This is a genomic window from Streptomyces sp. NPDC001832 (assembly GCF_040297265.1).
GTDB lineage: Bacteria > Actinomycetota > Actinomycetes > Streptomycetales > Streptomycetaceae > Streptomyces.
Genome location: NZ_JBEOYU010000011.1, coordinates 155,618 through 179,889, shown reverse-complemented (window position 1 = coordinate 179,889; position 24,272 = coordinate 155,618). Strand labels below are relative to the sequence as shown.

Genomic DNA, 24,272 nt, shown 5'->3' with positions numbered 1-24,272 from the left:
TCCGGCGGCAGCGTCCGCGGCTGCCTCGGCCAGCTATTGGTCAGCCGAGCTTGGACACGTCCCGCACCGCGCCCCGGTCCGCGCTCGTCGCCATCGCCGCGTACGCACGCAGCGCCGAGCTGACCTTGCGGTCGCGGCCCTTCGGCGCGTACACGCCGTTCAGCGCCTCGCGGCGGGTGGTCAGCTCGGCCTCGGGGACGAGGAGCTCGATCGAGCGGTTGGGGATGTCGATCCTGATCCGGTCGCCGTCCTCGACCAGGGCAATCGTGCCGCCCGATGCGGCCTCCGGCGATGCGTGGCCGATGGACAGGCCCGACGTACCGCCGGAGAAGCGGCCGTCGGTCACCAGGGCACAGCTCTTGCCGAGGCCCCGGCCCTTGAGGAAGGACGTGGGGTAGAGCATCTCCTGCATGCCGGGGCCGCCGCGCGGGCCCTCGTAGCGGATGACGACGACGTCGCCCTCCTTGATCTCCTTGCGGAGGATCTTGTCGACGGCCTCCTCCTGCGACTCGCAGACGACCGCCGGGCCCTCGAAAGTCCAGATCGACTCGTCGACGCCCGCCGTCTTCACGACGCAGCCGTCCACGGCGAGGTTCCCCTTGAGGACCGCGAGGCCGCCGTCCTTGGAGTACGCGTGCGCCAGGTCGCGGATGCAGCCGCCGGCCGCGTCCAGGTCGAGGGTCTCCCAGCGCTCGGACTGCGAGAAGGCGGTGGCGGAACGGACGCATCCGGGGGCCGCGTGCCACAGCTCCACGGCCTCGGGGGACGGAGCGCCACCGCGGATGTCCCAGCTCTTCAGCCACTCCGCGAGGGAGTCGGAGTGGATCGAGTGCACGTCCTCGTTGAGCAGGCCGCCGCGGTGCAGCTCGCCGAGGATGGCGGGGATGCCGCCGGCCCGGTGCACGTCCTCCATGTAGTACGTGCCGCCGGGGGCCACGTTGGGAGCGACCTTCGACAGGCAGGGGACGCGGCGCGAGACCTCGTTGATGTCGTCCAGGTCGTAGGCCAGCTCGGCCTCCTGAGCGGCGGCGAGCAGATGCAGGATCGTATTGGTGGAGCCGCCCATGGCGATGTCCAGCGCCATGGCGTTGTCGAACGCGGCGCGGGTGCCGATGGAGCGCGGCAGGACCGTCGCGTCGTCCTGCTCGTAGTAGCGCTTGGTGATCTCGACGACCGTACGGCCGGCCTCCTCGTACAGCGCCCTGCGGGCGGTGTGCGTGGCGAGGACGGAGCCGTTGCCGGGGAGGGAGAGACCGAGGGCCTCGGTCAGGCAGTTCATCGAGTTGGCGGTGAACATGCCGGAACAGCTGCCGCAGGTGGGACAGGCGTTCTCCTCGATACGGAGGATGTCCTCGTCCGAGACGGTCTCATTGACCGCGTCGGTGATCGCGTTGATCAGGTCGAGCTTGCGGACCGTACCGTCGACGAGGGTGGCCCTGCCGGCCTCCATCGGGCCGCCGGAGACGAAGACCGTCGGGATGTTGAGGCGCATCGCCGCCATCAGCATGCCGGGCGTGATCTTGTCGCAGTTGGAGATGCAGATCAGCGCGTCCGCGCAGTGCGCCTCGACCATGTACTCGACGGAGTCCGCGATCAGGTCGCGGGAGGGGAGGCTGTACAGCATCCCGGCGTGGCCCATCGCGATGCCGTCGTCGACGGCGATGGTGTTGAACTCGCGCGGCACGGCGCCTGCGGCTTTGATGGCGTCGGAGACGATCCGTCCGACCGGGGCCAGGTGGGTGTGGCCGGGAACGAACTCGGTGAAGGAGTTGGCGACCGCGATGACCGGCTTGCCGATGTCCTCGCTCGCTACACCCGAGGCCCGCATAAGGGCGCGGGCGCCCGCCATGTTGCGACCGTGGGTGACAGTGCGGGACCTCAGCTGGGGCATCGTCTCTCGCTCCTTCGACAGAAAAGACTGCTCCGAGCCTACGCCTCCGGCTCCAAGATCTGGACACGGTGTCCGGTATGCGGGATGGCGTGCTCGGGGGGTGGGCGCGGGCGGCGCACCGGAATGGTTACTCCGCTTCCGTCAAGTAGCGCTGCAGTGTCGGTGCCACCATCTCGATGATCTTCTCCGGGGGCGCCGAAGCCAGTGGTTCCGCCCGGATGACGTAGCGCAGCATCGCGATTCCGAGCATGTGCGAGGCGGCCAGTTCCGCGCGGAACGTCGCATCCGGTACGTCCAGTTCCTCCGCAATGCGTTCCAGGAGGAGGCGCAGGACGAAGCCGCGGAGGACCTTTGCCGCTGCCTCGTGCGCCAGTGCGGACCGCATGATCGCCAGCAGGGGTGCCCTGGACTCCGGGTTCTCCCACACGGCGATGAAGTAGCGGGCCAGCCGCTCCCCCAGGCCGTCCGTGCCGCTGCCGAGGATGGCCGGGATCACCAGGGCCGGTTCGAAGGAGAGCTCGATGGCGGCCGCGAAGAGCTCGTCCTTCGTGCCGAAGTAGTGGTGGACGAGGGCGGAGTCGACGCCTGCCGCCTTGGCGATGCCCCGGATCGACGTCTTGTCGTAGCCGCGCTCCGCGAATTCGGTGCGGGCCGCCTCCAGGATGCGGGTGCGGGCGTCGGGGCCGGTGGTCCCGGCCGCACGGGAGGGGCGGCCGCGTCGCTTGGGGGCGGGACCGGTGGGATCAGTGGGATCGGTGCGGCCACTGGTCATGGGCGCGGCGCCTCGGCCGAGGACGACGCCAGGTGGAGCCGGGTGAAGGCCAGCGCCTCCGCCAGGTCGGCCTCGCGTTCGGCGGTGGACATGGCGCGGCGGGTGTTGACCTCGATGACGATATGACCGTCGAAGCCGGTATGTGCCAGGTGTTCCAGGAGTTCGGCGCAGGGCTGGTCGCCGCGGCCGGGCACCAGGTGCTCGTCCTTGTTGGAGCCCTTGCCGTCGGCGAGATGGATGTGGGCGAGCCGGTCGCCCATCCGGTCGACCATCGCCATGCCGTCCGTGCGGGCCGTCGCGGTGTGCGACAGGTCCACGGTGAAGTGGCGGTAGTCGTCGTTGGTGACGTCCCAGTCGGGGGCGTAGGCAAGCATCTCGCGGTCCCGGTAGCGCCAGGGGTACATGTTCTCGACGGCGAACCGCACACCGGTCTCGTCCGCCATGCGCCAGATCCCGGTGACGAAGTCGCGCGCGTAGTTGCGCTGCCAGCGGAACGGCGGGTGGACGACGACGGTCGTCGCCCCGAGCTTCTCCGCGGCGGCACGGGCCCGCTGGAGCTTCACCCACGGATCGGTGGACCAGACGCGCTGCGTGATCAGCAGACAGGGCGCGTGGACGGCCAGGATCGGCACCTGGTGGTAGTCCGAGAGCCGTCGCAGCGCCTCGATGTCCTGGCTGACCGGATCGGTCCACACCATGATCTCGACACCGTCGTAACCAAGACGCGCGGCGATCTCGAAGGCCGTCGACGTCGACTCCGGGTAGACGGAAGCCGTCGACAGGGCGACCTTCGCATCCGGGATGCGCACCACTGGTTCTGCCACTGGGACAGCGTACGGGCAGTGTGAGGCCGCGCCGAAAGACCCGGGCGGAAAGTGACGAGGGCCATGGCGGACTTCCGGCCGCCCCGGCGGTGCCGACGGCCTCCGTTCACGGCAATGAGCGGGCTCCCTGTCGTGAAGGGAGGATGTCAGCTTGGCGCGGCCTGCTCCGTCGGCTCCGTCGGCATGTGGTCCAGGCGGCGCAGGATGACGCCCTCGCGCAGCGCCCAGGGGCAGATCTCCAGCTCCTCGACCCCGAACAGGTCCATGGCTCCCTCCGCGACCAGCGCCCCGGCCAGCAGCTGCGCGGCCCGGCCCTCGGAGACCCCGGGCAGGGCGCCGCGCTGCTCGACCGTCATCGCGGCCAGCTTCGGCACCCACTCCTCCAGCGCCTTGCGGGCGAGGACACGCTCCACGTACAGGCCATCGGTGGAGCGTGCGGCGCCCGCGATCCTGGCGAGCTGCTTGAAAGTCTTGGAGGTGCCGACGACATGATCCGGACGCCCGAGGCGGGTGAATTCCCCGACGCTCCGGGCGATCCTGGCCCGTACATGGCGGCGCAGCGCCTTCACCTTCGCCAGGTCCGGCGGATCGCCCGGCAGCCACTCGGCGGTGAGCCGGCCGGCTCCGAGCGGCAGCGACACCGCGGCGTCCGGCTCCTCGTCTATGCCGTACGCGATCTCCAGCGAGCCGCCTCCGATGTCCAGGACCAGCAGCCGCCCCGCCGACCAGCCGAACCAGCGGCGCGCGGCGAGGAAGGTGAGCCGGGCCTCCTCCACACCGCTGAGGACGCCGAGGTCGATGCCCGTCTCGTCCCGCACCCGGGCCAGCACCTGGTCGGCGTTGCTCGCCTCCCGTACCGCGGACGTGGCGAACGGCAGAACGTCCTCGCATCCCTTGTCCTCGGCTGCCTGGAGCGCATCGTTGATCGTTGCCACGAGCCGGTCCACACCGTCGGGGCCGATCGCCCCGTCCCCGTCCCCGCCGAGAAGTTCGGCCAGGCGCAGCTCCGCCTTGTGCGAGTGCGCGGGCAGCGGGCGGGCGCCGGGGTGCGCGTCCACCACCAGCAGATGCACTGTGTTCGAACCCACGTCGAGGACTCCGAGTCTCATGCCCGGAACGCTACCGGGACTGCGGACTTACCCTTGGCCCGTGCCAAAGACGAAAAAGGCGAAGCCGGGCAAAAACACGAAGAAGCAGAGAACGAAGCAGGAGATGCAGCAGCAGGAAGTGAACGGGCCGAACCGGTCCGAGGACGAAACGGGCATCGACTTCGCACGCGCCTGGGTCGAGTTCCCCGACCCCGCGGACGACGAGCAGGTCTTCCGCTGCGACCTGACCTGGCTGACGTCCAGGTGGACCTGCATCTTCGGAAGTGGCTGCCAGGGCATCCAGGCGGGCCGTGCGGACGACGGATGCTGCACGCTGGGCGCGCACTTCTCGGACGAGGACGACGAGAAGCGGGTGGCGAGCCATGTCGAACAGCTGACCCCGGAACTGTGGCAGTTCCACGATGTCGGTACGAAGACGGGCTGGGTCGAGGTCGACGACGACGGGGAACGCCAGACACGGCGCTGGAAGGGTTCGTGCATCTTTCAGAACCGTCCCGGGTTCGCGGCGGGCGCAGGCTGCTCGCTGCACATCCTGGCGCTGCGGAAGGGCAAGGAGCCCTTGGAGACCAAGCCGGACGTCTGCTGGCAGCTGCCGATCCGGCGTACGTACGACTGGATCGACCGGCCCGACGACACGCGCGTGCTCCAGGTCTCGATCGGCGAGTACGACCGCAGGGGCTGGGGTCCGGGCGGCCACGATCTGCACTGGTGGTGCACATCGGCGACCTCGGCGCACGGGGCCGGGGAGCCGGTGTACGTGTCGTACCGCCCGGAACTCATCGAGCTGATGGGCAAGAAGGGGTACGACCGGCTGGTCGAGTTGTGCGAGGAGCGCCTGTCCTCGCTGCTGCCCATGGCGCCGCACCCTGCGGATCCGGTCGATCCCGCGTGACGGTCCGGTGGTTCGGCCGGTGACGTCGCGCGAGCCACCGCTACCCGGACGGACTGTTTCAGCGCTTCCGGGTAGCGGTGCGCGTATTTGGTTCGGTCGGGGTCGTGGAGCCGGTCGGGTCCGGGGACGGGTCCGTCGGTGACGGCGTGGGATCCGTGGAGTTGGTCGGGCCGGGGGTCGGGTCGGTCGGCTGCGTGGGCCCCGGCGAGGACGGGGTCGGATCCGACGGTACGGACGGGCCCGAGGGGGTGGTGGGGCCGGCCGTACCCGGGCCGCCGGGTGACGGCACCGTCGCCCCGTATCCCCGGATCGCCACGGCCGAATCCGAAGGGGCGAGGGCAATGCGTGCGCTCCAGGGACCGGCGGGTTCCCGCAGGTGGTCCACGAGGACGCGGATCGTGATGCTCTCGCCCGCGGCGAGCGTGCCCGAGGAGCTGCTGAGGCGCAGCCAGGACGCATCCGCGCGGGCCGACCAGGCGATGGGTGCGCCGCCCGAGGCGGTCAGGCGGATCAGTGTCGTGCCGCCGGATGAGCGGGCCTCGACGGTGAGCCCGCCGATGCCGCCCCGGCCCGGGCCCGAGCTGATCACCTCGGCCGAGACGTCCGGGGTCCGGCCGTCCTTGAAACGGGCGCCGGGCTGGGGACGGGCGTTGCCCGCGTTCTCGTAGCGGCCGTCCGGGGTTCCGTCGAGGTCGTGACGGACGTCCGTCTCGGTCGCGGTGACCGAGGAGCCGTCGTGCCCCTCTCCGGTCTGCGGCGCTCCGCGGTAGGCCGTCCACAGCGCGATCACCGGGGCGGCGACGACCGTCGCCACCACTGTCGTCGTCACGACCCTGGCCCGAAGCCGGTCCCGGCGAGCGGCGTGGTCCTTCGGGTGCATGGGGAAGCCCGCCCGGTCGAAGCGCGGGCCGCCGGACCGGTTCCGCTGGGCATGGACCATGGCGACGTATGCGGAGGGCCGTGGCGCCTCTACGACCGGCAGCGCGGCGGCCGGGGCGACGGCCGCGCCCGGCCAGGGGCCCTCGGCGCCGGCCCGCTCGACGGCCCGGCGGCAGCGGGGGCAGTCGTCGACATGGCGGACGAGTTCGCGGCGCAGGGTCGCGGAGAGCAGGACACGGTGGTCGCCGGTGAGCCGGGCGACGGTGGGGCAGTTGCCGCTCTCGACGACGGCGAGGGCTGCGCGGGTACGTTCCACCTCGCAGGCCGCGGCGGCCAGGAGCTCACGGGCGGTCGCCGGTTCGAGGCCCAGGACGGAGGCGACAGCGCGCGGGGCGAGGCGGTGTCGCACGGCGAGTTCGAGCGCTTCGCGCTGTTCGGGGGTGGTGCCTGCGGCCTCCGGCCAGGCCAGCTGGGCGAGTTCACGGCGGTGCGCCTCGGCGGCGGCTTCGGATTCTGCGGCGGGGGCGTTGCCTGCCGTGGCGCCGCCCGGCATGAAGGGCGCGGCGGCAGTGGCCTTCGCGACGACGGCCGGCGTACGGCGGGCCGCGCGCGCGCCCTGGGTGGCCGTCCCGCCCGGCTGCTTGCTTGGCGGCCCTTCCCCCGCCCGCTTCGCCTCCCGCTTCGTCTTCTGCTCGGCCGGCTGTCTTCCCGACGGCTTCCCCGCATTGCGGCGGTGCGCCTGACGGCCCTGTTTCTGCTCGGCGAGCTTGCGCAGACACGTCCATCTGGCCAGCGCGTACAGCCAGGATTTACGTTCCTCCTCACCTGCCGGGCACCGGCCGTCCTGTCGTTCCGCGATCGCGAGCACACCGCCGAGCGCCTCGGTGGCGGCATCGTGGTCGCAGAGCACGGAGAGGCAGTAGGTGAACAGGCCGTCGAGATGCGGCTCGTAACGTGCAGGCGGCCGCCGCTGCGAAGGCTGCGCCGAGTGGGGCGCGCGGTGCCGCGCCCGGTGTGCGCCGGTGGTGTGCGTGGGGGGCTCCAGCCTGCTGCTCGTCACCTGGCGACCGTAGGCAGCGCAGAGCATGCCTTCAGCGCCTCTTCGGCACTTTTAATCCTTACGGGTGAACGTATCGCTCGAAAGAGGACAGGAATCCCTGTTTCAGGGGACAAAATCCCTGATTCCGGTGAAAACGCCGGGCCGATCCGGGGGCGTCGGCGGGCGCGCACCCACGCCGGGCTGCGTCGGGGACCGCGCCCGGCAGTCTTGTCGGACCCCACCTATACGGTTGCGCCATGGCTGCCCGTACGAAATCCGCGAAGGACCGGCCGTCCTACCGTTGCACCGAATGCGGCTGGACGACCGCCAAGTGGCTCGGCCGCTGCCCCGAATGCCAGGCATGGGGGACGGTCGAGGAGTTCGGCGGCGCCCCCGCCGTGCGGACCACCGCGGCCGGCCGGGTCAGCACTGCCGCGCTCCCCATCGGCCAGGTCGACAGCCGGCAGGCCACCGCCCGGTCGACCGGCGTCGGCGAGCTGGACCGGGTGCTCGGCGGCGGTCTCGTGCCGGGTGCCGTCGTGCTGCTCGCGGGCGAGCCGGGCGTCGGGAAGTCGACGCTGCTGCTCGATGTGGCCGCGAAGGCGGCGAGCGACGAGCACCGCACGCTCTATGTCACCGCCGAGGAGTCCGCGAGCCAGGTGCGGCTGCGCGCCGACCGGATCCGGGCGATCGACGACCATCTGTATCTGGCGGCCGAGACCGACCTGTCCGCGGTCCTCGGTCATCTGGACGCCGTCAAACCGTCGCTTCTCATCCTCGATTCCGTGCAGACCGTCGCCTCGCCCGAGATCGACGGGGCGCCCGGCGGCATGGCACAGGTCCGGGAGGTCGCCGGTGCCCTCATCCGGGCCTCCAAGGAGCGCGGCATGTCGACGCTCCTGGTCGGCCATGTCACCAAGGAAGGGGCGATCGCCGGGCCGCGGCTGCTGGAGCATCTCGTCGATGTGGTGCTGTCCTTCGAGGGCGACCGCCATGCCCGCCTGCGGCTCGTCCGGGGCGTCAAGAACAGGTACGGCGCGACCGACGAGGTCGGCTGCTTCGAGCTGCACGACGAGGGCATCACCGGCCTCGCCGACCCGTCCGGACTGTTCCTCACCCGCCGCGACGAACCCGTGCCCGGCACCTGCCTGACCGTCACCCTGGAGGGCAAGCGGCCTCTGGTCGCCGAGGTGCAGGCGCTGACGGTCGACTCCCAGATCCCCTCGCCCCGGCGCACCACCTCGGGTCTGGAGACGTCCCGGGTGTCGATGATGCTGGCCGTTCTGGAACAGCGTGGCCGGATCAGCTCGCTCGGAAAGCGGGACATCTACAGCGCGACGGTCGGCGGAGTGAAGCTCTCCGAGCCCGCCGCGGACCTCGCGGTCGCGCTGGCGCTGGCCAGCGCGGCGAGCGACACCCCACTCCCCAAGAACCTGGTGGCGATCGGCGAGGTTGGCCTCGCGGGCGAGGTCAGAAGGGTTACGGGAGTCCAGCGCAGGCTGGCCGAGGCGCACCGTCTGGGCTTCACGCACGCGCTGGTTCCGACCGACCCGGGGAAGGTCCCGGCCGGTATGAAGGTCACAGAAGTCGCCGACATGGGTGATGCACTGAGAGTGCTACCGCGCCGGTCTCGCGCACAGGCCCCGCAGGAGGAGAACGCGCGCCGGTAGACTTTGCCCTGGTCTCACCCGTCCGTACGAACGGCATGAGGGACGCAAGGGCACCGCAAACCTGTGACCGGAGGAGTGCAGTGGCAGCCAGCGACCGGGCAGCACCGCCCGGAAAGTCCGGCCAAGGCACCGGTAACGAGGCGCTGATGCGCGCCTCATTGAGCGCCGTCGCGCCCGGAATGGCGCTGCGGGACGGCCTGGAGCGCATCCTCCGCGGCAACACCGGTGGGCTGGTCGTGCTCGGCATGGACAGGACCGTGGAGTCGATGTGCACCGGCGGATTCGTGCTGGACGTGGAGTTCACCGCGACGCGCCTGCGCGAGCTGGCCAAGCTCGACGGGGCACTGATCCTCGACAAGGACATGACCAAGATCCTGCGTGCCGGTGTGCAGCTGGTCCCGGACGCCTCCATTCCCACCGAGGAGACCGGCACCCGCCACCGCACGGCGGACCGGGTCTCCAAGCAGTGCGACTTCCCGGTCGTCTCGGTCTCGCAGTCGATGCGTCTGATCGCGCTGTACGTGGACGGGGAGCGCCGGGTCCTGGAGGAGTCCGCCGCGATCCTCTCCCGCGCCAATCAGGCACTCGCCACCCTGGAGCGGTACAAGCTCCGGCTGGACGAGGTCGCGGGCACCCTCTCGGCGCTGGAGATCGAGGACCTGGTGACGGTCCGCGATGTGACGGCCGTCGCACAGCGGCTGGAGATGGTCCGCCGGATCGCGACCGAGATCGCGGAGTACGTGGTGGAGCTGGGCACCGACGGCCGGCTCCTCTCGCTCCAGCTCGACGAGTTGATCGCGGGCGTCGAGCCGGAGCGTGAGCTGGTCGTGCGCGACTATGTGCCGGAGCCGACCGCGAAGCGGTCCCGTACGGTCGCCGAAGCACTGACCGAACTCGACGCTCTCTCCCACACCGAACTGCTCGAACTCCCGGTCGTGGCACGGGCACTGGGGTACAGCGGCTCGCCGGAGACGCTGGATTCGGCGGTCTCGCCGCGCGGCTTCCGGCTGCTGGCGAAGGTGCCGCGGCTGCCCGGGGCGATCATCGACCGGCTGGTGGAACACTTCGGCGGCCTGCAGAAGCTCCTTGCCGCCAGCGTGGACGACCTCCAGACGGTGGACGGCGTCGGCGAGGCCCGGGCGAGGAGCGTGCGCGAGGGGCTGTCGCGACTGGCCGAGTCGTCGATTCTCGAGCGGTACGTGTAGCGGTACGCGCAGGAGACACCGGCGGTGCCGGGGCCCGGGGGACCGGGCCCCGAAGTGTTTTCGGGCCCGGTTCCCCCGGAGCCCGGCCCTTTCTCAGTCCTTCGCGAGGACGAACGAGGCGCGCTGCACCGGCTCGCCCGGCGCCTTCGCCTCGACCAGGTACGTACCGGGCCCCGCGGTCCCCGCGGGCCGTGTCGCACACTGCGGGGTGCTCTTCTTCCGGTCCCACTCCACGGTGTGGACGACGGTCGAGCCCGCCGGGACCTTGAGCAGCAGGCTGCCCGCGTTGCGCGGGCAGTCCTTGGAGGACCACACCTGGCTGTCGTCGCCACCGGCCTCGGTGATGGTGAGCACCGTGCTCTTCGGCCCGAAGTCGGCCTTGCAGGTGGTGGACGAGGTGTTCTTGGCGGCCAACTGGAACTTCGGCTTCTCGCCGGGGCTGTAGCTGAGTTCGGTGCTCAGGCTCAACTGCAGCGCGCCGGCGGCGCAGTCGGGAAGCGAGGAACCTGCCGGAACCTGCTCCCCTGCCGTCGCGCCGCTGACGGTCGCGCCGTCGGCTCCGGTGTCCGGTCCGCTGCCACCGATTCCGCTGTCGCTCGCGCCGCCGTCGGAGCCCGCGCCCGTACCGCTGTTGTCTCCGCCGTCGCTGCCGGATTCGCCCGACTCGTCGCGACCGCCCGGCTGTTCACTGATGGCCGGCCCCGACTGGGAGGGGCCTGGAGTGATCGAGCGTGCGGGACCCGATCCACCGGGCCGGGAGTCGTCCGTGTCCGCCTTGCCGCCACCGGAGGTGACGGCCCACACGATCAGCAACGCGAGCAGCACAACCAGCGTCGCCGCTACGGCCCTCCGTCGCCAGTAGATGCTGGAGGGAAGCGGCCCGATCGGATTACGCAGAGATCCCACGGCGCAAACTGTACGAGAGATCGGCGCCAACTCCCGCCCCACCCGCCGCCTGGCCCCCGAGTTTTGCAGATCATCATCTCGGGACGGCCTGCTCCGGCCCTGCACTTACGACCTCACCCTCGATTGGCAGCCGCGTCGCAGCGCCTGGGACCTCCACGGTTACGTCGAGTTGAGCCCTGAGTATCGCCCAGGTGACCACTCGGATTTGTTGACTACCCTCTGCCAAATGGATAGTTCAGCTACTGCCCCGCTCTACCGGGACATCACCGACTTCGCGCATGACATGCCGTCATGGGTGCAACATCTGGCCGAGATATGGACGGAGCTCGGGCTCCTGGTCTTCGGCGTCCTGTTCATCACCGGGTGGTGGCGTGCCCGACGGGCGGACGACGGCGCCCTGGCCCTGGCGGTGCTCGCGCCCATTGCGACGGCCTTCGCCTATGTGGGCAGCGAGGCGCTCAAGTCTGTGGTGGACGAGGAGCGCCCGTGCCGGGCGGTCGTCGGGGCGGCGGCCTCGCTGGTGCCGTGTCCGCCGACGGGCGACTGGTCGTTCCCCAGCAACCACTCCGCGATCGCCGGCGCGGCAGCCGTCGCCCTGGCGATAGCCCGGCCCCGGCTGGCCTGGCTCACCGCGCCGCTGGCCCTGCTGATGGCCTTCTCGCGGGTCTTCGTCGGGGTGCACTATCCGCATGACGTGGCGGCCGGCCTTCTGCTGGGGGCGGTGCTGGCCGCCGTGGCGGTCGCCGTGCTGTACCGCCCGGCACGGTCGCTCGTCCGGACGGTGCGGGACAGCGGAGCGCCCCTGGCCGTCTGGGCTTCGGGCCCGGGGGCGCAGGTCGGCCGGTCCCGGCGGCGGGGCAAACGGCACTGACGGCCAGGGGGGAGCCTCCTTGGGCCGGTTGCCGGATATCGCGGGGACAGACGGGTGGCAATATCACCCCAAGGGCCCTCAGGAGGAGCGACACCGCCGTGCGCCGAGCCATCGTCTGCCCTTCCGTGTCAGGATCGGCGATGCGATGACTGCCATGACTGCGACACAGACGCCCCCCGCCTCCCTCCACGCTCCCGTCATCGGGTGGTTCGAACAGCACGCCCGCGATCTGCCCTGGCGCCGCCCCGAAGCGGGCGCCTGGGGTGTGATGGTGAGCGAGTTCATGCTGCAGCAGACCCCCGTCAGCCGGGTCCTCCCGGTGTACGAACAGTGGCTGGCCCGCTGGCCGCGCCCGGCCGATCTGGCCGCCGAGCCGCCTGGTGAGGCGGTCCGCGCCTGGGGCCGGCTCGGCTACCCTCGCCGGGCGCTCCGGCTGCACGGGGCCGCACAGGCAATAACTGAACGACACGGCGGCGACGTACCGAGCGAGCACGGTCAGCTGCTCGCACTGCCCGGGATCGGTGAGTACACCGCGGCGGCCGTGGCGTCGTTCGCGTACAGACAGCGGCATGCCGTACTCGACACGAACGTCCGCCGGGTGTTTGCCCGGGCCGCGACCGGCATCCAGTACCCGCCGAACGCGACCACCGCCGCCGAACGCAAGCTCGCCCGGGCTCTGCTCCCCGAGGAGGACGAACGGGCCGCTCGCTGGGCCGCCGCGACGATGGAGCTCGGCGCCCTCGTCTGCACTGCCAAGAACGAGGACTGCACACAGTGCCCGATCGCCGGGCAGTGCGCCTGGCTGCTGGCAGGGAAGCCCGCCCACCAGGGGCCCGCGCGGCGCGGTCAGACCTACGCCGGCACGGACCGGCAGGTGCGCGGGCGGCTGCTCGCCGTGCTGCGCGAGGCCGTGGCACCGGTGCCTCAGTCGGCGCTGGACGCTGTGTGGGACGAACCGGTGCAGCGAGCCCGTGCGCTGGACGGCCTGGTCGCGGACGGCCTGGTCGAGCCGCTGGCCGACGGCCAGTACCGGCTGCCGCTGAGCTGAAGGCCCCTGCCGCCCTCTCCCCCGCTGTTACACAACCGATGGACAGCCGTGCGTCAGCGTATGGCTGCTCCGCACAGCCCCGTGACAACAGCTCCGTAGCGTGAGCGACGCCGACCCGGCCATCGATGGCCGACGGCGGTTCTACGGGGTTCTACGGGGACGGAGGCGGTTGGAATGGCGCAGGGCGAGGTGCTCGAATTCGAGGAGTACGTACGCACTCGGCAGGAGGCACTCTTGCGCAGTGCACGCCGGCTGGTCCCGGACCCCGTGGATGCGCAGGACCTCCTGCAGACCGCCCTGGTCCGCACGTACGGCCGCTGGGACGGCATCGCCGACAAGTCCCTCGCCGACGCCTATCTGCGCCGCGTCATGATCAACACGCGTACCGAGTGGTGGCGGGCCCGCAAGCTGGACGAGGTCCCCACCGAGCAACTGCCCGACGCGAGCGTCGAGGACGGCACCGAGCAGCGCGCCGACCGCGCCCTGCTGATGGATGTGCTGGGCGTACTCGCCCCCAAGCAGCGCAGCGTCGTCGTGCTGCGACACTGGGAGCAGATGAGCACCGAGGAGACGGCTGCCGCGCTCGGCATGTCGACCGGTACGGTGAAGAGCACGCTGCACCGTGCGCTGGCCCGACTGCGCCAGGAGTTGGAGAGCCGTGAGGCAGCCAGCAGGGAGGCCCGTCTCCGGGAGGAGCGGGGTCTGACGGCGGCCAACCGTACTCCGGCCGTCGCCGGTCCCGTCAGTGCGCGGGCAACGGCGCAAGTACGGGCGCAGACGGGCAGGCGTATGGACGAACGGGGGCGGGAGCGTTGCGCGGCCTGACAGCCAGCGATGACAGCGGCAACGGCGACGACGACCGTGGCGGCCGAAGTGACGGCGGTGGCCGCGGAGCCACCGGCAGACGTGGCCGGGCCCTGACCGGCTGGGCGGCGGGCACCACGACCCTGGTCGGGCTCGCCGCTTTCGGGCTGCTCATCGTCGGCTGCTCCACCGGCGGCACCGGCACCAGGGACGAGGGCCCGGCAGGCACCCAGCCGGTCGCCCAGGCCACGCCGAGCGCCGTTCCGCCGTCCTCCGCAACGAAGCCCACGCCCCGGATCGATCCCGTGGCACTGCTCAAGCAGGACCCCAAGGTCAGCGAGCGGGTCAGGACGGATCTGAAGCCCTGCAGCGGCTCCGACTACCCGGTGGACACCTCGTACGGCACCCTGACCGGCGGCCCTTCGGCCGACGTCGTGGTGAACGTGATGACCTGCGCCGATTCGGTGGGCGTCGGCACCTATGTGTACCACCGGCGGGGCGACGGCACGTACGAGAACGTGTTCACCGCCGAGCAGCCTGCGGTGTACGGCACCATCGACCGCGGTGATCTGGTGGTGACGGCCCAGGTGTACGAGAAGAAGGACTCGGTCGCGTACCCCTCCGGCGAGGAAGTGATCATCTACCGCTGGGCGGACAATCGGTTCATCGAGCACGACCGGGTGCACAACGACTTCAACCGAGCAGTCGCAAACGGAGAAGCCGGTCTTCCGGCGCCCGCCGAACCGACGGGGAACTGAGAGCAGTCCGATGGCCGAGACCCACGTCCTGTTCGTCGAGGACGACGACGTCATCCGCGAGGCCACCCAGCTGGCGCTGGAGCGCGACGGCTTCACGGTCACCGCGATGCCCGACGGACTGTCGGGGCTCGATGCGTTCCGGGCCGACCGTCCCGATATCGCCCTGCTCGATGTGATGGTGCCGGGGCTCGACGGGGTCAGCCTCTGCCGTCGTATCCGCGACGAGTCGACGGTCCCCGTGATCATGCTGTCGGCACGGGCCGACTCGATCGATGTGGTGCTCGGCCTGGAGGCCGGCGCCGACGACTACGTCACCAAGCCCTTCGACGGGGCGGTCCTGGTCGCCAGGATCCGTGCCGTGCTGCGCCGCTTCGGCCATGCGTCAGGCGGGCAGCCGGGCAGCGGGGAGCCAAAGACGCAGCCCGTCGGCGGGGTGCTGGTCTTCGGCGATCTGGAGGTCGACACCGAGGGCATGGAGGTCCACCGGGGCGGCCGGCAGGTGGCACTGACCCCGACCGAGATGCGGCTGCTGCTGGAGTTCTCCGCCGCGCCTGGCACGGTGCTCTCCCGCGACAAGCTCCTGGAGCGGGTCTGGGACTGCGGATGGGGCGGTGACACCCGGGTCGTGGATGTCCATGTGCAGCGGCTGCGCACAAAGGTCGGCCAGGACCGGATCGAGACGGTCCGTGGCTTCGGCTACAAACTCAGGCCATGAAGCGGTTCGCCCTGCGGACGGGTGTCCGCTGGAAGATCAGCATCGCGATCGCGGCGGTCGGGGCGCTTACCGCGGTCGCGCTCAGTTTCGTGGTCCACAACGCCGCCCGGGTCTCGATGCTGGAGAACGCGCGCGAGGTCCAGCTGGCGCGGCTGACGTACGCGCAGTTGCTGTACGAGGCGAAGAAGCCGCAGAAGGCCGATCCCCGGTTCGGCGCCAAGCTCAACGACCCGTCGATGCCACGCAGCCTGCGCGAGGAGACCAGCAGGAACCGGCGCGCCACACATGTCGACGAACTCGAGAACGGGGTGCCCGACGTGTGGGCGGCCGTACCGGTCGGCAACGGCGACGTCCTCTCGCTGCACACCCGTTTCGCCGATCAGAACGCCACGGTCATAGGAGATCTAGACCGGGCGCTGATCATCGGTTCGGTCTCGGTGGTGTTCGGCGGCTGTGCGCTGGGGGTGCTGATCGGCGGGCAGCTCTCGCGTCGGCTGCGCAAGGCTGCGGCCGCGGCGGGCAGGGTCGCACAGGGCAATACGGATGTACGTGTCAGGGAGGCCGTCGGCGGTGTCGTCCAGGACGAGACCGATGAGCTGGCCCGCGCGGTGGATGCGCTGACGGACGCGTTGAACGAACGCATCGAGGCGGAGCGCCGGGTCACCGCGGACATCGCGCACGAGCTGCGTACACCGGTGACGGGTCTGCTGACGGCGGCCGAGCTGCTGCCCCCGGGCCGCCCCACCGAGCTCGTACGGGACCGGGCGCAGGCGATGCGCACCCTGGTCGAAGATGTGCTGGAGGTGGCTCGGCTGGACAGTGCGTCGGAGCGGGCCGAACTGCAGGAGATCGCGCTGGGTGAGTTCGTCAGCCGGCGGGTCGCGCTGCTCGACCCGGATGTGCGGGTGCAGATCGTCCACGAGTCCCAGGTCAGCACCGATCCGCGCCGGCTGGAGCGGATCCTCGGCAATCTGCTGGGGAACGCCGCCAAGCACGGTGCCACTCCCGTGGAGGTCACGGTCGAGGGCAGGGTGGTGCGGATCCGCGATCACGGTTCCGGGTTCCCGGCCGCGCTGCTGCGTGAGGGCCCGAGCCGGTTCCGTACCGGAAGCAGCGACCGGGCCGGGCACGGACACGGTCTGGGGCTGACGATCGCGGCCGGTCAGGCGCGGGTCCTCGGGGCCCGGCTGACCTTCCGCAACGCGGCACCGGAAGGGGCGGCGAAGGGCACGGGCGGGGCGATCGCCGTGCTGTGGCTGCCCGAGCACGCACCGACGAACACCGGCAGCTTCCCGGTCCTTCGCCTGTCCGAACAGCGCACGCCGGACAGCTGCCACGGGGAGCGCACGGAGTCCGGCCGCAGGCAGTCCGGCGGCTGAACCGGATACGGGAGGAGGCTCCCGGCGCGCGCCGGAAGCCTCCTCCTACACGGCTCATGCCCGGGGCGCAAAGCCGTCCTCGAAGTCGCCTTCGATCTGGTCACCCGGGCGCACGGCCCGCGGTCCGCCGAGCAGCGGGGCGTGCCGGCCGTGGGTCAGACCGTGACGCCTTCCTTGTGCAGGAACGAGACCGGGTTGATCGCGGAACCGTAGTTCGGCGTGGTCCGGATCTCGAAGTGCACGTGCGGGCCGCTGGAGTTCCCGGTGTTGCCGGAGAGGGCGATCCTCTCGCCCGTCTTCACACTCTGGCCGATGTGCACATCTATCTGCGACAGGTGGGCGTACTGCGAGTACACGCCGTTGCCGTGGCTGATCACGATGGCATTGCCGTACGCGGGGCCGTCGCCGCCGCCGTTCGGACCGGCCTTCACCACGGTGCCGCTGTGCGTGGCCTGGACCTCGGTGCCGATCGGCACGGCAAAGTCCTGGCCGGAGTGCTTGTGGGCCCAGCGGGCGCCGTCATTGCCGAAGCTGGCGCTCAGCACGTAGTGGTGCACCGGTGTCTGCCAGGCGGCAGCCTTCCTGACGGCCGCCTGCTTGGCCGCCGCAACTTCGGCCTTGGCCGCCTTGGCCGCCTCGGCCGCCTTGCCCTGCATGGCCGCCTGCTTGGCGACCGATTCGGCCGCGCCGGTATTGATCAGGCTCGCGGCGTTGGGGGAACCCGCCGTGCCGGCCGCGAACGCAGCGCCCGCGCCGAGAACCATCGCCGTTCCCAGACCGGCTGCCACCACGGCGCCACGGACACGGGACAGGGACGGGCGGCGAGAGTGCTGGAACGAGACGCGCTTCGACATAAGCGGAGAACCTCCGGGGATGACTGGACCCGACGCTTCCGCCGGGCTGGCCATCCCTTGGTAACCCGCACTCCCTCCGATGCTCAAACACCCCATCTACGAACAAATGCCGTAGAAGAAGTCTCGAGAGTCCGCCGAAAAGGGTTTGGCACGCACCGCTTACGAACTTGTCGGAACTCTTTTTTCGGACAGGTTTAACCCCAGCTCAAAACGGCTTGAATCGGACTAAACATAGCGATTCGGGCTTCCCTCTCTCCGCTCCGGAAGCCCTTCCCTGCCCAGAGGCAAAGGCCCTTGCTGTGATCACGACGCTTTCACCTATGACCCCTAGTAGGCCCCGAACGGGCTGTGCGCCTTATCACTTCCGGGGAACCAAAGGCCGTCCGATTCGGGACCTTCGGCCTGCACCCCGACTGCGGCCGACCCGGCGACCAGCTCAGCTGACCGCGCAGCACCGCGGCGCGGGCGGCACGGGCGGCACGGGCGGCACGGCGGCATGGCGGCATGGCGGCATGGCAAAAGGGGCTGCCCCGGACCGTTCTCACGGTTCCGGGGCAGCCCCTTCAGATGCTCAGTCGCTCGGCGCCGTTACACGTCCTTCGACATGTTCGGGCCTGCGCCGCCTGCCGCCTGCTCGATCGGGGGGACATCGGGCAGAGCCGACTTCTCCTCGCCGCGGAAGGTGAACGCCTTCTCCTCACCCTCGCCCTCGGTGCCGACGACCACGATGTGACCGGGGCGCAGCTCACCGAAGAGGATCTTCTCGGAGAGGATGTCCTCGATCTCGCGCTGGATCGTCCGGCGCAGCGGCCGGGCGCCCATGACGGGGTCGTAGCCCTTCTTCGCCAGGAGCGACTTGGCTTCCGAGCTCAGCTCGATGCCCATGTCGCGGTCCTTCAGGCGCTCGTCCACCTTGGCCAGCATGAGGTCGACGATCTGGATGATGTCTTCCTCGGTGAGCTGGTGGAAGACGACCGTGTCGTCGACACGGTTGAGGAACTCGGGGCGGAAGTGCTGCTTGAGCTCTTCGTTGACCTTGTTCTTCATCCGCTCGTAGCCGGTCTTGACGTCGCCCTGGGCGGCGAAGCCCAGGTTGAAGCCCTTGGAGATGTCCCGGGTCCCGAGGTTGGTCGTCATGATGATGACCGTGTTCTTGAAGTCCACGACCCGGCCCTGGGAGTCGGTCAGGCGACCGTCTTCCAGAATCTGGAGCAGGGAATTGAAGATATCGGGGTGGGCCTTCTCGACCTCGTCGAAGAGGACGACGGAGAACGGCTTGCGGCGCACCTTCTCGGTGAGCTGGCCGCCCTCTTCGTAACCCACGTAGCCGGGCGGAGAACCGAAGAGGCGGGAAACCGTGTGCTTCTCGCTGAACTCCGACATGTCGAGGGCGATCAGCGCGTCCTCGTCGCCGAAAAGGAATTCGGCGAGCGTCTTGGAGAGCTCCGTCTTACCGACACCGGACGGGCCGGCGAAGATGAACGAGCCACCGGGGCGCTTCGGGTCCTTCAGGCCGGCTCGCGTACGGCGGATCGCCTGCGAGAGGGCCTTGATGGCGTCCTTCTGGCCGATGACGCGCTTGTGGAGCTCGTCCTCCATGCGCAGCAGACGGGAGGACTCCTCCTCCGTCAGCTTGAAGACCGGAATACCGGTCGCGGTGGCCAGGACTTCGGCGATCAGCTCGCCGTCGACCTCGGCCACGACGTCCATGTCGCCGGCCTTCCACTCCTTCTCGCGCTTGGTCTTCGCGGCGAGAAGCTGCTTCTCCTTGTCGCGCAGGGACGCGGCCTTCTCGAAGTCCTGCGAGTCGATCGCGGACTCCTTGTCGCGGCGTACGCCCGCGATCTTCTCGTCGAACTCACGGAGGTCCGGCGGCGCGGTCATCCGGCGGATACGCATCCGAGAACCGGCCTCGTCGATCAGGTCGATCGCCTTGTCCGGCAGGAAGCGGTCGGAGATGTACCGGTCCGCCAGCGTCGCGGCCTGGACCAGCGCCTCGTCCGTGATGGAGACACGGTGGTGGGCCTCGTAGCGGTCGCGCAGACCCTTGAGGATCTCGATGGTGTGCGGCAGCGACGGCTCCGCGACCTGGATGGGCTGGAAGCGGCGCTCGAGAGCGGCGTCCTTCTCCAGGTGCTTGCGGTACTCGTCGAGCGTCGTGGCACCGATGGTCTGCAGCTCACCGCGGGCCAGCATGGGCTTGAGGATGCTGGCGGCGTCGATCGCGCCCTCGGCGGCGCCCGCACCCACCAGGGTGTGGAGCTCGTCGATGAACAGGATGATGTCGCCACGGGTGCGGATCTCCTTGAGGACCTTCTTCAGGCGCTCCTCGAAGTCACCGCGGTAGCGGGATCCGGCGACCAGCGCACCGAGGTCGAGGGTGTAGAGGTGCTTGTCCTTGAGGGTCTCGGGCACCTCGCCCTTGACGATTGCCTGCGCCAGTCCTTCGACGACCGCCGTCTTGCCGACGCCGGGCTCGCCGATGAGAACCGGGTTGTTCTTGGTACGGCGGGACAGCACCTGCATGACCCGCTCGATCTCCTTCTCGCGCCCGATGACCGGGTCGAGCTTGGATTCGCGAGCGGCCTGGGTGAGATTCCGGCCGAACTGGTCGAGCACCAGGGACGTGGAGGGCGTGCCTTCCGCGGGGCCGCCCGCGGTTGCCGCCTCCTTGCCGCCCGAGTAGCCGGAGAGCAGCTGGATGACCTGCTGCCGCACCCGGTTCAGGTCGGCACCCAGCTTCACGAGGACCTGGGCGGCGACGCCCTCGCCCTCGCGGATCAGGCCGAGCAGGATGTGCTCGGTGCCGATGTAGTTGTGGCCGAGCTGGAGGGCCTCGCGGAGCGACAGCTCCAGGACCTTCTTGGCCCGGGGGGTGAAGGGGATGTGCCCGGACGGAGCCTGCTGGCCCTGGCCGATGATCTCCTCCACCTGCTGGCGGACCGCCTCGAGCGAAATCCCGAGGCTCTCCAGGGCCTTAGCGGCGACACCCTCACCCTCGTGGATAAGGCCCAGGAGGATGTGCTCGGTGCCGATGTAGTTGTGGTTGAGCATCCGGGCTTCTTCCTGAGCCAGGACGACAACCCGCCGCGCGCGGTCGGTGAACCTCTCGAACATCGTTAATCGCTCCTCAGAGCGGTCAGGCAGTAAGGGGTCGGTCCCCTCCCTGTCCTTCCGCAGCTTAGTCCCGCAAGCGGGGACCGCTCATTCCAACTGCCGACACCGTCCTTGGCCTCCTGCCCCGAACGCCGACATCTGCTCCAACCCGATGGTGCGAGACGATGTTCCCGCAGGCCAGGCGGATACCCCTTTCGCCAGTACGCCGATGGCGAACGTGAGATGCCCGAGCCTGCGTGTCGCCCCTCCCCACTAAGGATGTCTTACCCGCAATTACAGACAGACCATGCGGCTCATGCCGGTCCCCTCCGCTACGGGCGAACATCTTCGCGCTTCCGAATACGTCTCTACACCCACATTTCAGGCACAATGTGCGCCCGCACGCGAACTCTGCGTAACTCCAGGGGTGGCTCGGCCGTTCTTCCGACATGGCCATCACCGTCCCGCCCACCCTGCCGTCGCTCGCCGACGAGCGGGAGGGCCACGCCGAGTGCGCACGGTGGGCGCAGTGGTACGAGAGCGAACTCGGCTGGGCGACGGAGGGCACCACGCCGGTGCACCTGCTGACCGGGCTGCGGTTCGACGTCCTGGAGGTGCCTGCGGCCGCCGGTCACGCGGCACTGCGGCGGGTGGGCCGCACCGGACCGGTGGCGCTGGCCGGTGCGCGGATGAGCCTGCTGGTGGCAGCGGGAAGCGCCGACGAGCTGCCCGGGCTGCTCGACTGGCTGGAGTGGGGCGGGGTCCCCCTCTCGCTGACCGCCATCGGTACGGGCGGTCGAATCACTGCGCCGACGCCGCCCGGTCGGGTGGCGGGCCGGTCAGGGGCCGCTGTTTGGTTGCGGCCCCCCGGGCTGCGGCACGAGGGAGAGCCGGAACTTCCGGCCCTCGTCGGCCTCGGGAGCAGGGGTGGGGATGCTCCCGATCTCGTACGGCTCGTGGACGCGGTGGCGACGGAATGCCACCGGGCCCGGTTGATGCGCGCCCGAACGGGGCGGTCGACCGATGAGGCGACAGCTCAGCCGTTGGCCTTCTCGTAAGCCTCACGGATCTCCGCGGGAACACGGCCGCGGTCATTCACATTGTGGCCGTTCTCGCGCGCCCACTTACGGATCTCCGCGGTGTCCTTGTTGCCGCCCGTACCAGCGCGGCCCTTGCCGCGGCCGGCCGCCGCGCGGCCACCTGTACGCCGGCCACCCTTGGTGTACGGCTCAAGAAGGCCACGGAGCTTGTCCGCGTTGCTCGTGGTGAGGTCGATCTCGTACGTCTTGCCATCCAGAGCGAACGTGACCGTCTCGTCCGCCTCGCCACCGTCGAGGTCGTCGACAAGAAGGACCTGAACCTTCTGTGCCACCGGATTTCCTTTCATCGAAAATGCAGTACGCGGAAAGGAAACCGCTTTTCCCCGAAAAACACAAACCCCCGGGAGAGGTTCAGGATCCCGAGAAGACGGGAAACGTGCGCGATTCGGACATAGGGTTACGGCCTCTTCTGGCGGTCACAGGTGCAGAAGCATCCGGCTGTTACCCAAGGTGTTCGGCTTCACTCGTTCGAGACCCAGGAACTCTGCTACGCCCTCGTCATAGGAACGCAGCAGCTCGCTGTAGACATCTCCGTTGACCGGTGTCTCTCCGATCTCCACGAAGCCGTGCTTCGCGAAGAAGTCGACTTCGAAGGTGAGACAGAAAACCCGCCGCACACCCAGCCAACGGGCGGTCTGCAACAACTTGTCCAGTACTTGATGCCCGACTCCGGCACCCCTGATGCCGTGATCGACTGCGAGAGTACGCACTTCGGCGAGGTCTTCCCACATCACATGCAGTGCACCGCAGCCGACGACCCTGGCGTCATCGTCGCGTTCCGCGATCCAGAACTCCTGGATGTCCTCGTAAAGCGTCACCGTTGCTTTGTCGAGCAGGATGCCTTCACGCACGTACCCGTCGAGGAGACGGCGCACCGATGGCACATCGCTGGTCCTGGCACGGCGGACAGTGATGGCCATGTTTATAACCGACGGCTCGGTACGGAAATCGGTATGCGGAAGCTCTGAGGACATGCCCAGACGCTATCGCCCGGTCTCCGACTCCGCGTCATCGGCCGCTTCTCCGGCCGGTTCATCAGTCGGCTCATCGGCCACTTGACGGGTCGCTTCATCCGCCCCTCCGTCGGACGGCAGCTCGGGGGCCCCGTGCAGGTTGGGCAGAACGATACGCATGGCGTCGCGGAGGGCCTCACGCTGCTCTGCGGACATCATGCCGAAGAAGGCGACAAGAGCGGCGGCGGGGTTGTCGCTGTGCGACCAGGCTTCGTTCATCAGTGCGGCCGAGTAGGCGGCTCGGGTGGAGACCGCCGTATATCGATATGCGCGGCCGTCGACTTCCCTGCGCACCCAGCCCTTCTGATGGAGATTGTCCATTACCGTCATGACGGTGGTGTAGGCGATGGAGCGTTCCCGCTGAAGGTCCTCAAGGACTTCCCGCACGGTGACCGGACGGTTCCATTGCCAGACCCGCGTCATCACGGCGTCTTCCAGATCTCCCAATTGGCGGGGCACAATGTCACTTTAGTGCCAGATGCCGGGAATGCTCGGCTATTTATGCAGCAAAAGGGCGCACGACTCTTGACAAGTCGTGCGCCCTTCGCGCGCTGCGGGATCCGGGGAAGTCAGACGCCGTCGGTATGCGGCGCCCGCTGCGCCGCTTCGGCACGGGCGATCGCCATGTCCACGGCCGCGTCCTCCTTGGCCTTGTTTGGGCCGCCCTGACTCTTGATCATCGTCACGACGAGGCCGATGAAGAAGGCGGCCATCACCACGGGGGGCACGAGCGCGGCTACGTATTCCATGGCGTCCAAAGTAGCAAGGCCGGATACCGGCTTCCGCGCACCCCCTCCGCGTTGCGGCACTAACGGCTGTCCCGCAATTCCCTGGCGGGCGCGACGGGACAGCCCTTAGCCTGCGGCTAGCCCGCGGCCCGCTGCTGTGGCGGCGGGACCGGGCGGCGGGGCGGGAAGACCTCCGAGGGCTTCGGCGCCGGGCGCCCGGATGGCGGGACCGGCCGGGACGGGGCCGCCGGGGTCTTCGGCCGCTCGGGTTCGGCGTCAGCGGCCCGGCCGCCAGGCAGGGCGAGGAGCCGGCTGCGTGGTGCGGGGGCTGTCGGCGGCATGGCACGTCCGGCGAGGCGGGCCCGTGCCGACCGCTCCGCGAGCGCCTGGCAGCGCTCCAGGAGCGCTGCGGCCACCGGCTTGTGGCGCAGGGCGCGCAGCGCGGCGAGGTCATCGGGACAGGGGGCGTATCCGCCCGCCAGGGCGTCCTGGAGCAGCTCCAGATAGCCGCTGACGGAGCCGGGGAGGGCGTTGCGGTAGCGGACGAGGTCGGCGAGGAGGAACGCGCGCAGCCGTCCCGCCTCGCCGACCGCCTCGTCCACGGCGCCCGCCAGTCGCAGGCAGTCCTGGACTTCCTCGTCGGGCAGGGGCATGGGGTGAAGGGCGATGGCGAGGGCGCGTCGGAGCACACGCAGCTCGTCCGCGCTGAAAGCCATGCC

Annotated in this window: 23 protein-coding genes; 10 read left to right on the top strand and 13 right to left on the bottom strand. The window is 69.8% G+C overall.

The features are described 5' to 3' along the window. Positions 1–40: 40 nt before the first annotated feature. From ilvD to ABT115_RS12500, 4 genes are all read right to left on the bottom strand, one after another. Positions 41–1,891 (bottom strand): dihydroxy-acid dehydratase, encoded by a 1,851-nt coding sequence (gene ilvD, locus ABT115_RS12515; protein ID WP_351787512.1) that lies wholly within the window; start codon positions 1,889–1,891, stop codon positions 41–43. A 127-nt stretch (positions 1,892–2,018) separates the two neighbouring features. Then, on the bottom strand, positions 2,019–2,663 hold the full coding sequence (locus ABT115_RS12510) for a TetR/AcrR family transcriptional regulator (protein ID WP_351787509.1): 645 nt from the start codon (positions 2,661–2,663) through the stop codon (positions 2,019–2,021). Further along, complete coding sequence (locus ABT115_RS12505; protein WP_351787506.1) at positions 2,660–3,487, bottom strand: sugar phosphate isomerase/epimerase family protein; 828 nt, start codon at positions 3,485–3,487, stop codon at positions 2,660–2,662. Before ABT115_RS12505 ends, ABT115_RS12510 begins: the two co-directional genes overlap by 4 nt. 146 nt (positions 3,488–3,633) lie before the next feature. Further along, complete coding sequence (locus tag ABT115_RS12500; RefSeq protein ID WP_351787503.1) at positions 3,634–4,596, bottom strand: Ppx/GppA family phosphatase; 963 nt, start codon at positions 4,594–4,596, stop codon at positions 3,634–3,636. 40 nt (positions 4,597–4,636) lie between these two features. On the opposite strand from ABT115_RS12500, the gene ABT115_RS12495 reads away from it, so the two are divergent. Then, positions 4,637–5,488 (top strand): DUF3109 family protein, encoded by an 852-nt coding sequence (locus ABT115_RS12495; protein WP_351787500.1) that lies wholly within the window; start codon positions 4,637–4,639, stop codon positions 5,486–5,488. 58 nt (positions 5,489–5,546) lie between these two features. Here ABT115_RS12495 and ABT115_RS12490 read toward each other — a convergent pair whose 3' ends face one another. Further along, on the bottom strand, positions 5,547–7,427 hold the full coding sequence (locus ABT115_RS12490) for a BACON domain-containing protein (RefSeq protein ID WP_502969080.1): 1,881 nt from the start codon (positions 7,425–7,427) through the stop codon (positions 5,547–5,549). Positions 7,428–7,663: 236 nt separating this feature from the next. Here ABT115_RS12490 and radA point away from each other — a divergent pair, with 236 nt between their 5' ends. Beyond that, entirely contained in the window at positions 7,664–9,076 is a 1,413-nt protein-coding gene (gene radA, locus ABT115_RS12485; protein WP_351787496.1) for a DNA repair protein RadA, read from the top strand. A gap of 80 nt (positions 9,077–9,156) precedes the next feature. Continuing rightward, positions 9,157–10,281 carry a DNA integrity scanning diadenylate cyclase DisA gene (gene disA, locus ABT115_RS12480; protein WP_351787493.1) on the top strand — a complete coding sequence of 375 codons (1,125 nt, stop codon included), beginning with the start codon at positions 9,157–9,159 and terminating at the stop codon, positions 10,279–10,281. Between the two features lie 93 nt (positions 10,282–10,374). On the opposite strand, the gene ABT115_RS12475 is transcribed toward disA, so the two are convergent. Continuing rightward, entirely contained in the window at positions 10,375–11,187 is an 813-nt protein-coding gene (locus tag ABT115_RS12475; RefSeq protein ID WP_351787490.1) for a hypothetical protein, read from the bottom strand. Positions 11,188–11,413: 226 nt separating this feature from the next. Between ABT115_RS12475 and ABT115_RS12470 the strand changes: the two genes are divergently transcribed. The 6 genes from ABT115_RS12470 to cseC all read left to right on the top strand — a co-directional run bounded on the left by ABT115_RS12470 (position 11,414) and on the right by cseC (position 16,762). After that, complete coding sequence (locus ABT115_RS12470; protein ID WP_351787487.1) at positions 11,414–12,058, top strand: phosphatase PAP2 family protein; 645 nt, start codon at positions 11,414–11,416, stop codon at positions 12,056–12,058. Between the two features lie 145 nt (positions 12,059–12,203). Then, the gene (locus ABT115_RS12465) at positions 12,204–13,106 is read left to right on the top strand and encodes an HhH-GPD family protein (RefSeq protein WP_351787485.1); all 903 of its coding nucleotides are present in this window, start codon (positions 12,204–12,206) and stop codon (positions 13,104–13,106) included. 174 nt (positions 13,107–13,280) lie between these two features. Then, entirely contained in the window at positions 13,281–13,931 is a 651-nt protein-coding gene (locus ABT115_RS12460) for a SigE family RNA polymerase sigma factor (RefSeq protein WP_351787482.1), read from the top strand. Further along, positions 13,919–14,668, top strand: coding sequence for a hypothetical protein (locus ABT115_RS12455; RefSeq protein ID WP_351787480.1), 750 nt, complete (start codon positions 13,919–13,921; stop codon positions 14,666–14,668). The genes ABT115_RS12460 and ABT115_RS12455 overlap by 13 nt, the downstream gene beginning before the upstream one ends. A 10-nt stretch (positions 14,669–14,678) precedes the next feature. Then, the gene (gene cseB / locus ABT115_RS12450; RefSeq protein WP_351787477.1) at positions 14,679–15,383 is read left to right on the top strand and encodes a two-component system response regulator CseB; all 705 of its coding nucleotides are present in this window, start codon (positions 14,679–14,681) and stop codon (positions 15,381–15,383) included. Continuing rightward, a complete protein-coding gene (gene cseC / locus ABT115_RS12445) occupies positions 15,380–16,762 on the top strand; it encodes a two-component system sensor histidine kinase CseC (protein WP_351787474.1) in 1,383 nt (460 codons plus the stop codon). Before cseB ends, cseC begins: the two co-directional genes overlap by 4 nt. Before the next feature lie 155 nt (positions 16,763–16,917). On the opposite strand, the gene ABT115_RS12440 is transcribed toward cseC, so the two are convergent. Both ABT115_RS12440 and ABT115_RS12435 read right to left on the bottom strand, forming a co-directional pair. Beyond that, a complete protein-coding gene (locus ABT115_RS12440) occupies positions 16,918–17,616 on the bottom strand; it encodes a M23 family metallopeptidase (protein ID WP_351787471.1) in 699 nt (232 codons plus the stop codon). A 588-nt stretch (positions 17,617–18,204) separates the two neighbouring features. Then, positions 18,205–20,733: an ATP-dependent Clp protease ATP-binding subunit gene (locus tag ABT115_RS12435; protein WP_351787469.1), complete on the bottom strand. Its 2,529-nt coding sequence runs from the start codon at positions 20,731–20,733 to the stop codon at positions 18,205–18,207. Between the two features lie 428 nt (positions 20,734–21,161). On the opposite strand from ABT115_RS12435, the gene ABT115_RS12430 reads away from it, so the two are divergent. Then, entirely contained in the window at positions 21,162–21,770 is a 609-nt protein-coding gene (locus tag ABT115_RS12430) for an SCO3374 family protein (RefSeq protein ID WP_351787466.1), read from the top strand. Here ABT115_RS12430 and ABT115_RS12425 read toward each other — a convergent pair. The 5 genes from ABT115_RS12425 to ABT115_RS12405 form a co-directional block, all read right to left on the bottom strand. Further along, positions 21,749–22,084, bottom strand: coding sequence for a histone-like nucleoid-structuring protein Lsr2 (locus ABT115_RS12425; RefSeq protein ID WP_351787463.1), 336 nt, complete (start codon positions 22,082–22,084; stop codon positions 21,749–21,751). The two genes, ABT115_RS12430 and ABT115_RS12425, sit on opposite strands and share 22 nt — an antisense overlap. A gap of 144 nt (positions 22,085–22,228) precedes the next feature. Continuing rightward, positions 22,229–22,732, bottom strand: coding sequence for an amino-acid N-acetyltransferase (locus tag ABT115_RS12420; RefSeq protein ID WP_351787555.1), 504 nt, complete (start codon positions 22,730–22,732; stop codon positions 22,229–22,231). 63 nt (positions 22,733–22,795) lie between these two features. Continuing rightward, entirely contained in the window at positions 22,796–23,284 is a 489-nt protein-coding gene (locus ABT115_RS12415; RefSeq protein ID WP_351787460.1) for a BlaI/MecI/CopY family transcriptional regulator, read from the bottom strand. A 110-nt stretch (positions 23,285–23,394) separates the two neighbouring features. Then, positions 23,395–23,574, bottom strand: a complete 180-nt coding sequence (locus tag ABT115_RS12410) for a hypothetical protein (RefSeq protein WP_351787457.1) — start codon at positions 23,572–23,574, stop codon at positions 23,395–23,397. 116 nt (positions 23,575–23,690) lie between these two features. After that, on the bottom strand, positions 23,691–24,269 hold the full coding sequence (locus ABT115_RS12405) for a hypothetical protein (protein WP_351787454.1): 579 nt from the start codon (positions 24,267–24,269) through the stop codon (positions 23,691–23,693). Positions 24,270–24,272 lie beyond the last annotated feature (3 nt).

Coding starts and splice junctions, on each gene's coding strand:
- ABT115_RS12460 (WP_351787482.1), top strand. CDS start 13,281: ATGGCGCAGGGCGAGGTGCTCGAATTCGAGGAGTACGTACGCACTCGG.
- ABT115_RS12510 (WP_351787509.1), bottom strand. CDS start 2,663: ATGACCAGTGGCCGCACCGATCCCACTGATCCCACCGGTCCCGCCCCC.
- cseC (WP_351787474.1), top strand. CDS start 15,380: ATGAAGCGGTTCGCCCTGCGGACGGGTGTCCGCTGGAAGATCAGCATC.
- cseB (WP_351787477.1), top strand. CDS start 14,679: ATGGCCGAGACCCACGTCCTGTTCGTCGAGGACGACGACGTCATCCGC.
- ABT115_RS12420 (WP_351787555.1), bottom strand. CDS start 22,732: ATGGCCATCACTGTCCGCCGTGCCAGGACCAGCGATGTGCCATCGGTG.
- radA (WP_351787496.1), top strand. CDS start 7,664: ATGGCTGCCCGTACGAAATCCGCGAAGGACCGGCCGTCCTACCGTTGC.
- ABT115_RS12470 (WP_351787487.1), top strand. CDS start 11,414: ATGGATAGTTCAGCTACTGCCCCGCTCTACCGGGACATCACCGACTTC.
- ABT115_RS12405 (WP_351787454.1), bottom strand. CDS start 24,269: ATGGCTTTCAGCGCGGACGAGCTGCGTGTGCTCCGACGCGCCCTCGCC.
- ABT115_RS12500 (WP_351787503.1), bottom strand. CDS start 4,596: ATGAGACTCGGAGTCCTCGACGTGGGTTCGAACACAGTGCATCTGCTG.
- ABT115_RS12465 (WP_351787485.1), top strand. CDS start 12,204: ATGACTGCCATGACTGCGACACAGACGCCCCCCGCCTCCCTCCACGCT.
- ABT115_RS12430 (WP_351787466.1), top strand. CDS start 21,162: ATGGCCATCACCGTCCCGCCCACCCTGCCGTCGCTCGCCGACGAGCGG.
- ABT115_RS12410 (WP_351787457.1), bottom strand. CDS start 23,574: ATGGAATACGTAGCCGCGCTCGTGCCCCCCGTGGTGATGGCCGCCTTC.
- ilvD (WP_351787512.1), bottom strand. CDS start 1,891: ATGCCCCAGCTGAGGTCCCGCACTGTCACCCACGGTCGCAACATGGCG.
- ABT115_RS12440 (WP_351787471.1), bottom strand. CDS start 17,616: ATGTCGAAGCGCGTCTCGTTCCAGCACTCTCGCCGCCCGTCCCTGTCC.
- ABT115_RS12435 (WP_351787469.1), bottom strand. CDS start 20,733: ATGTTCGAGAGGTTCACCGACCGCGCGCGGCGGGTTGTCGTCCTGGCT.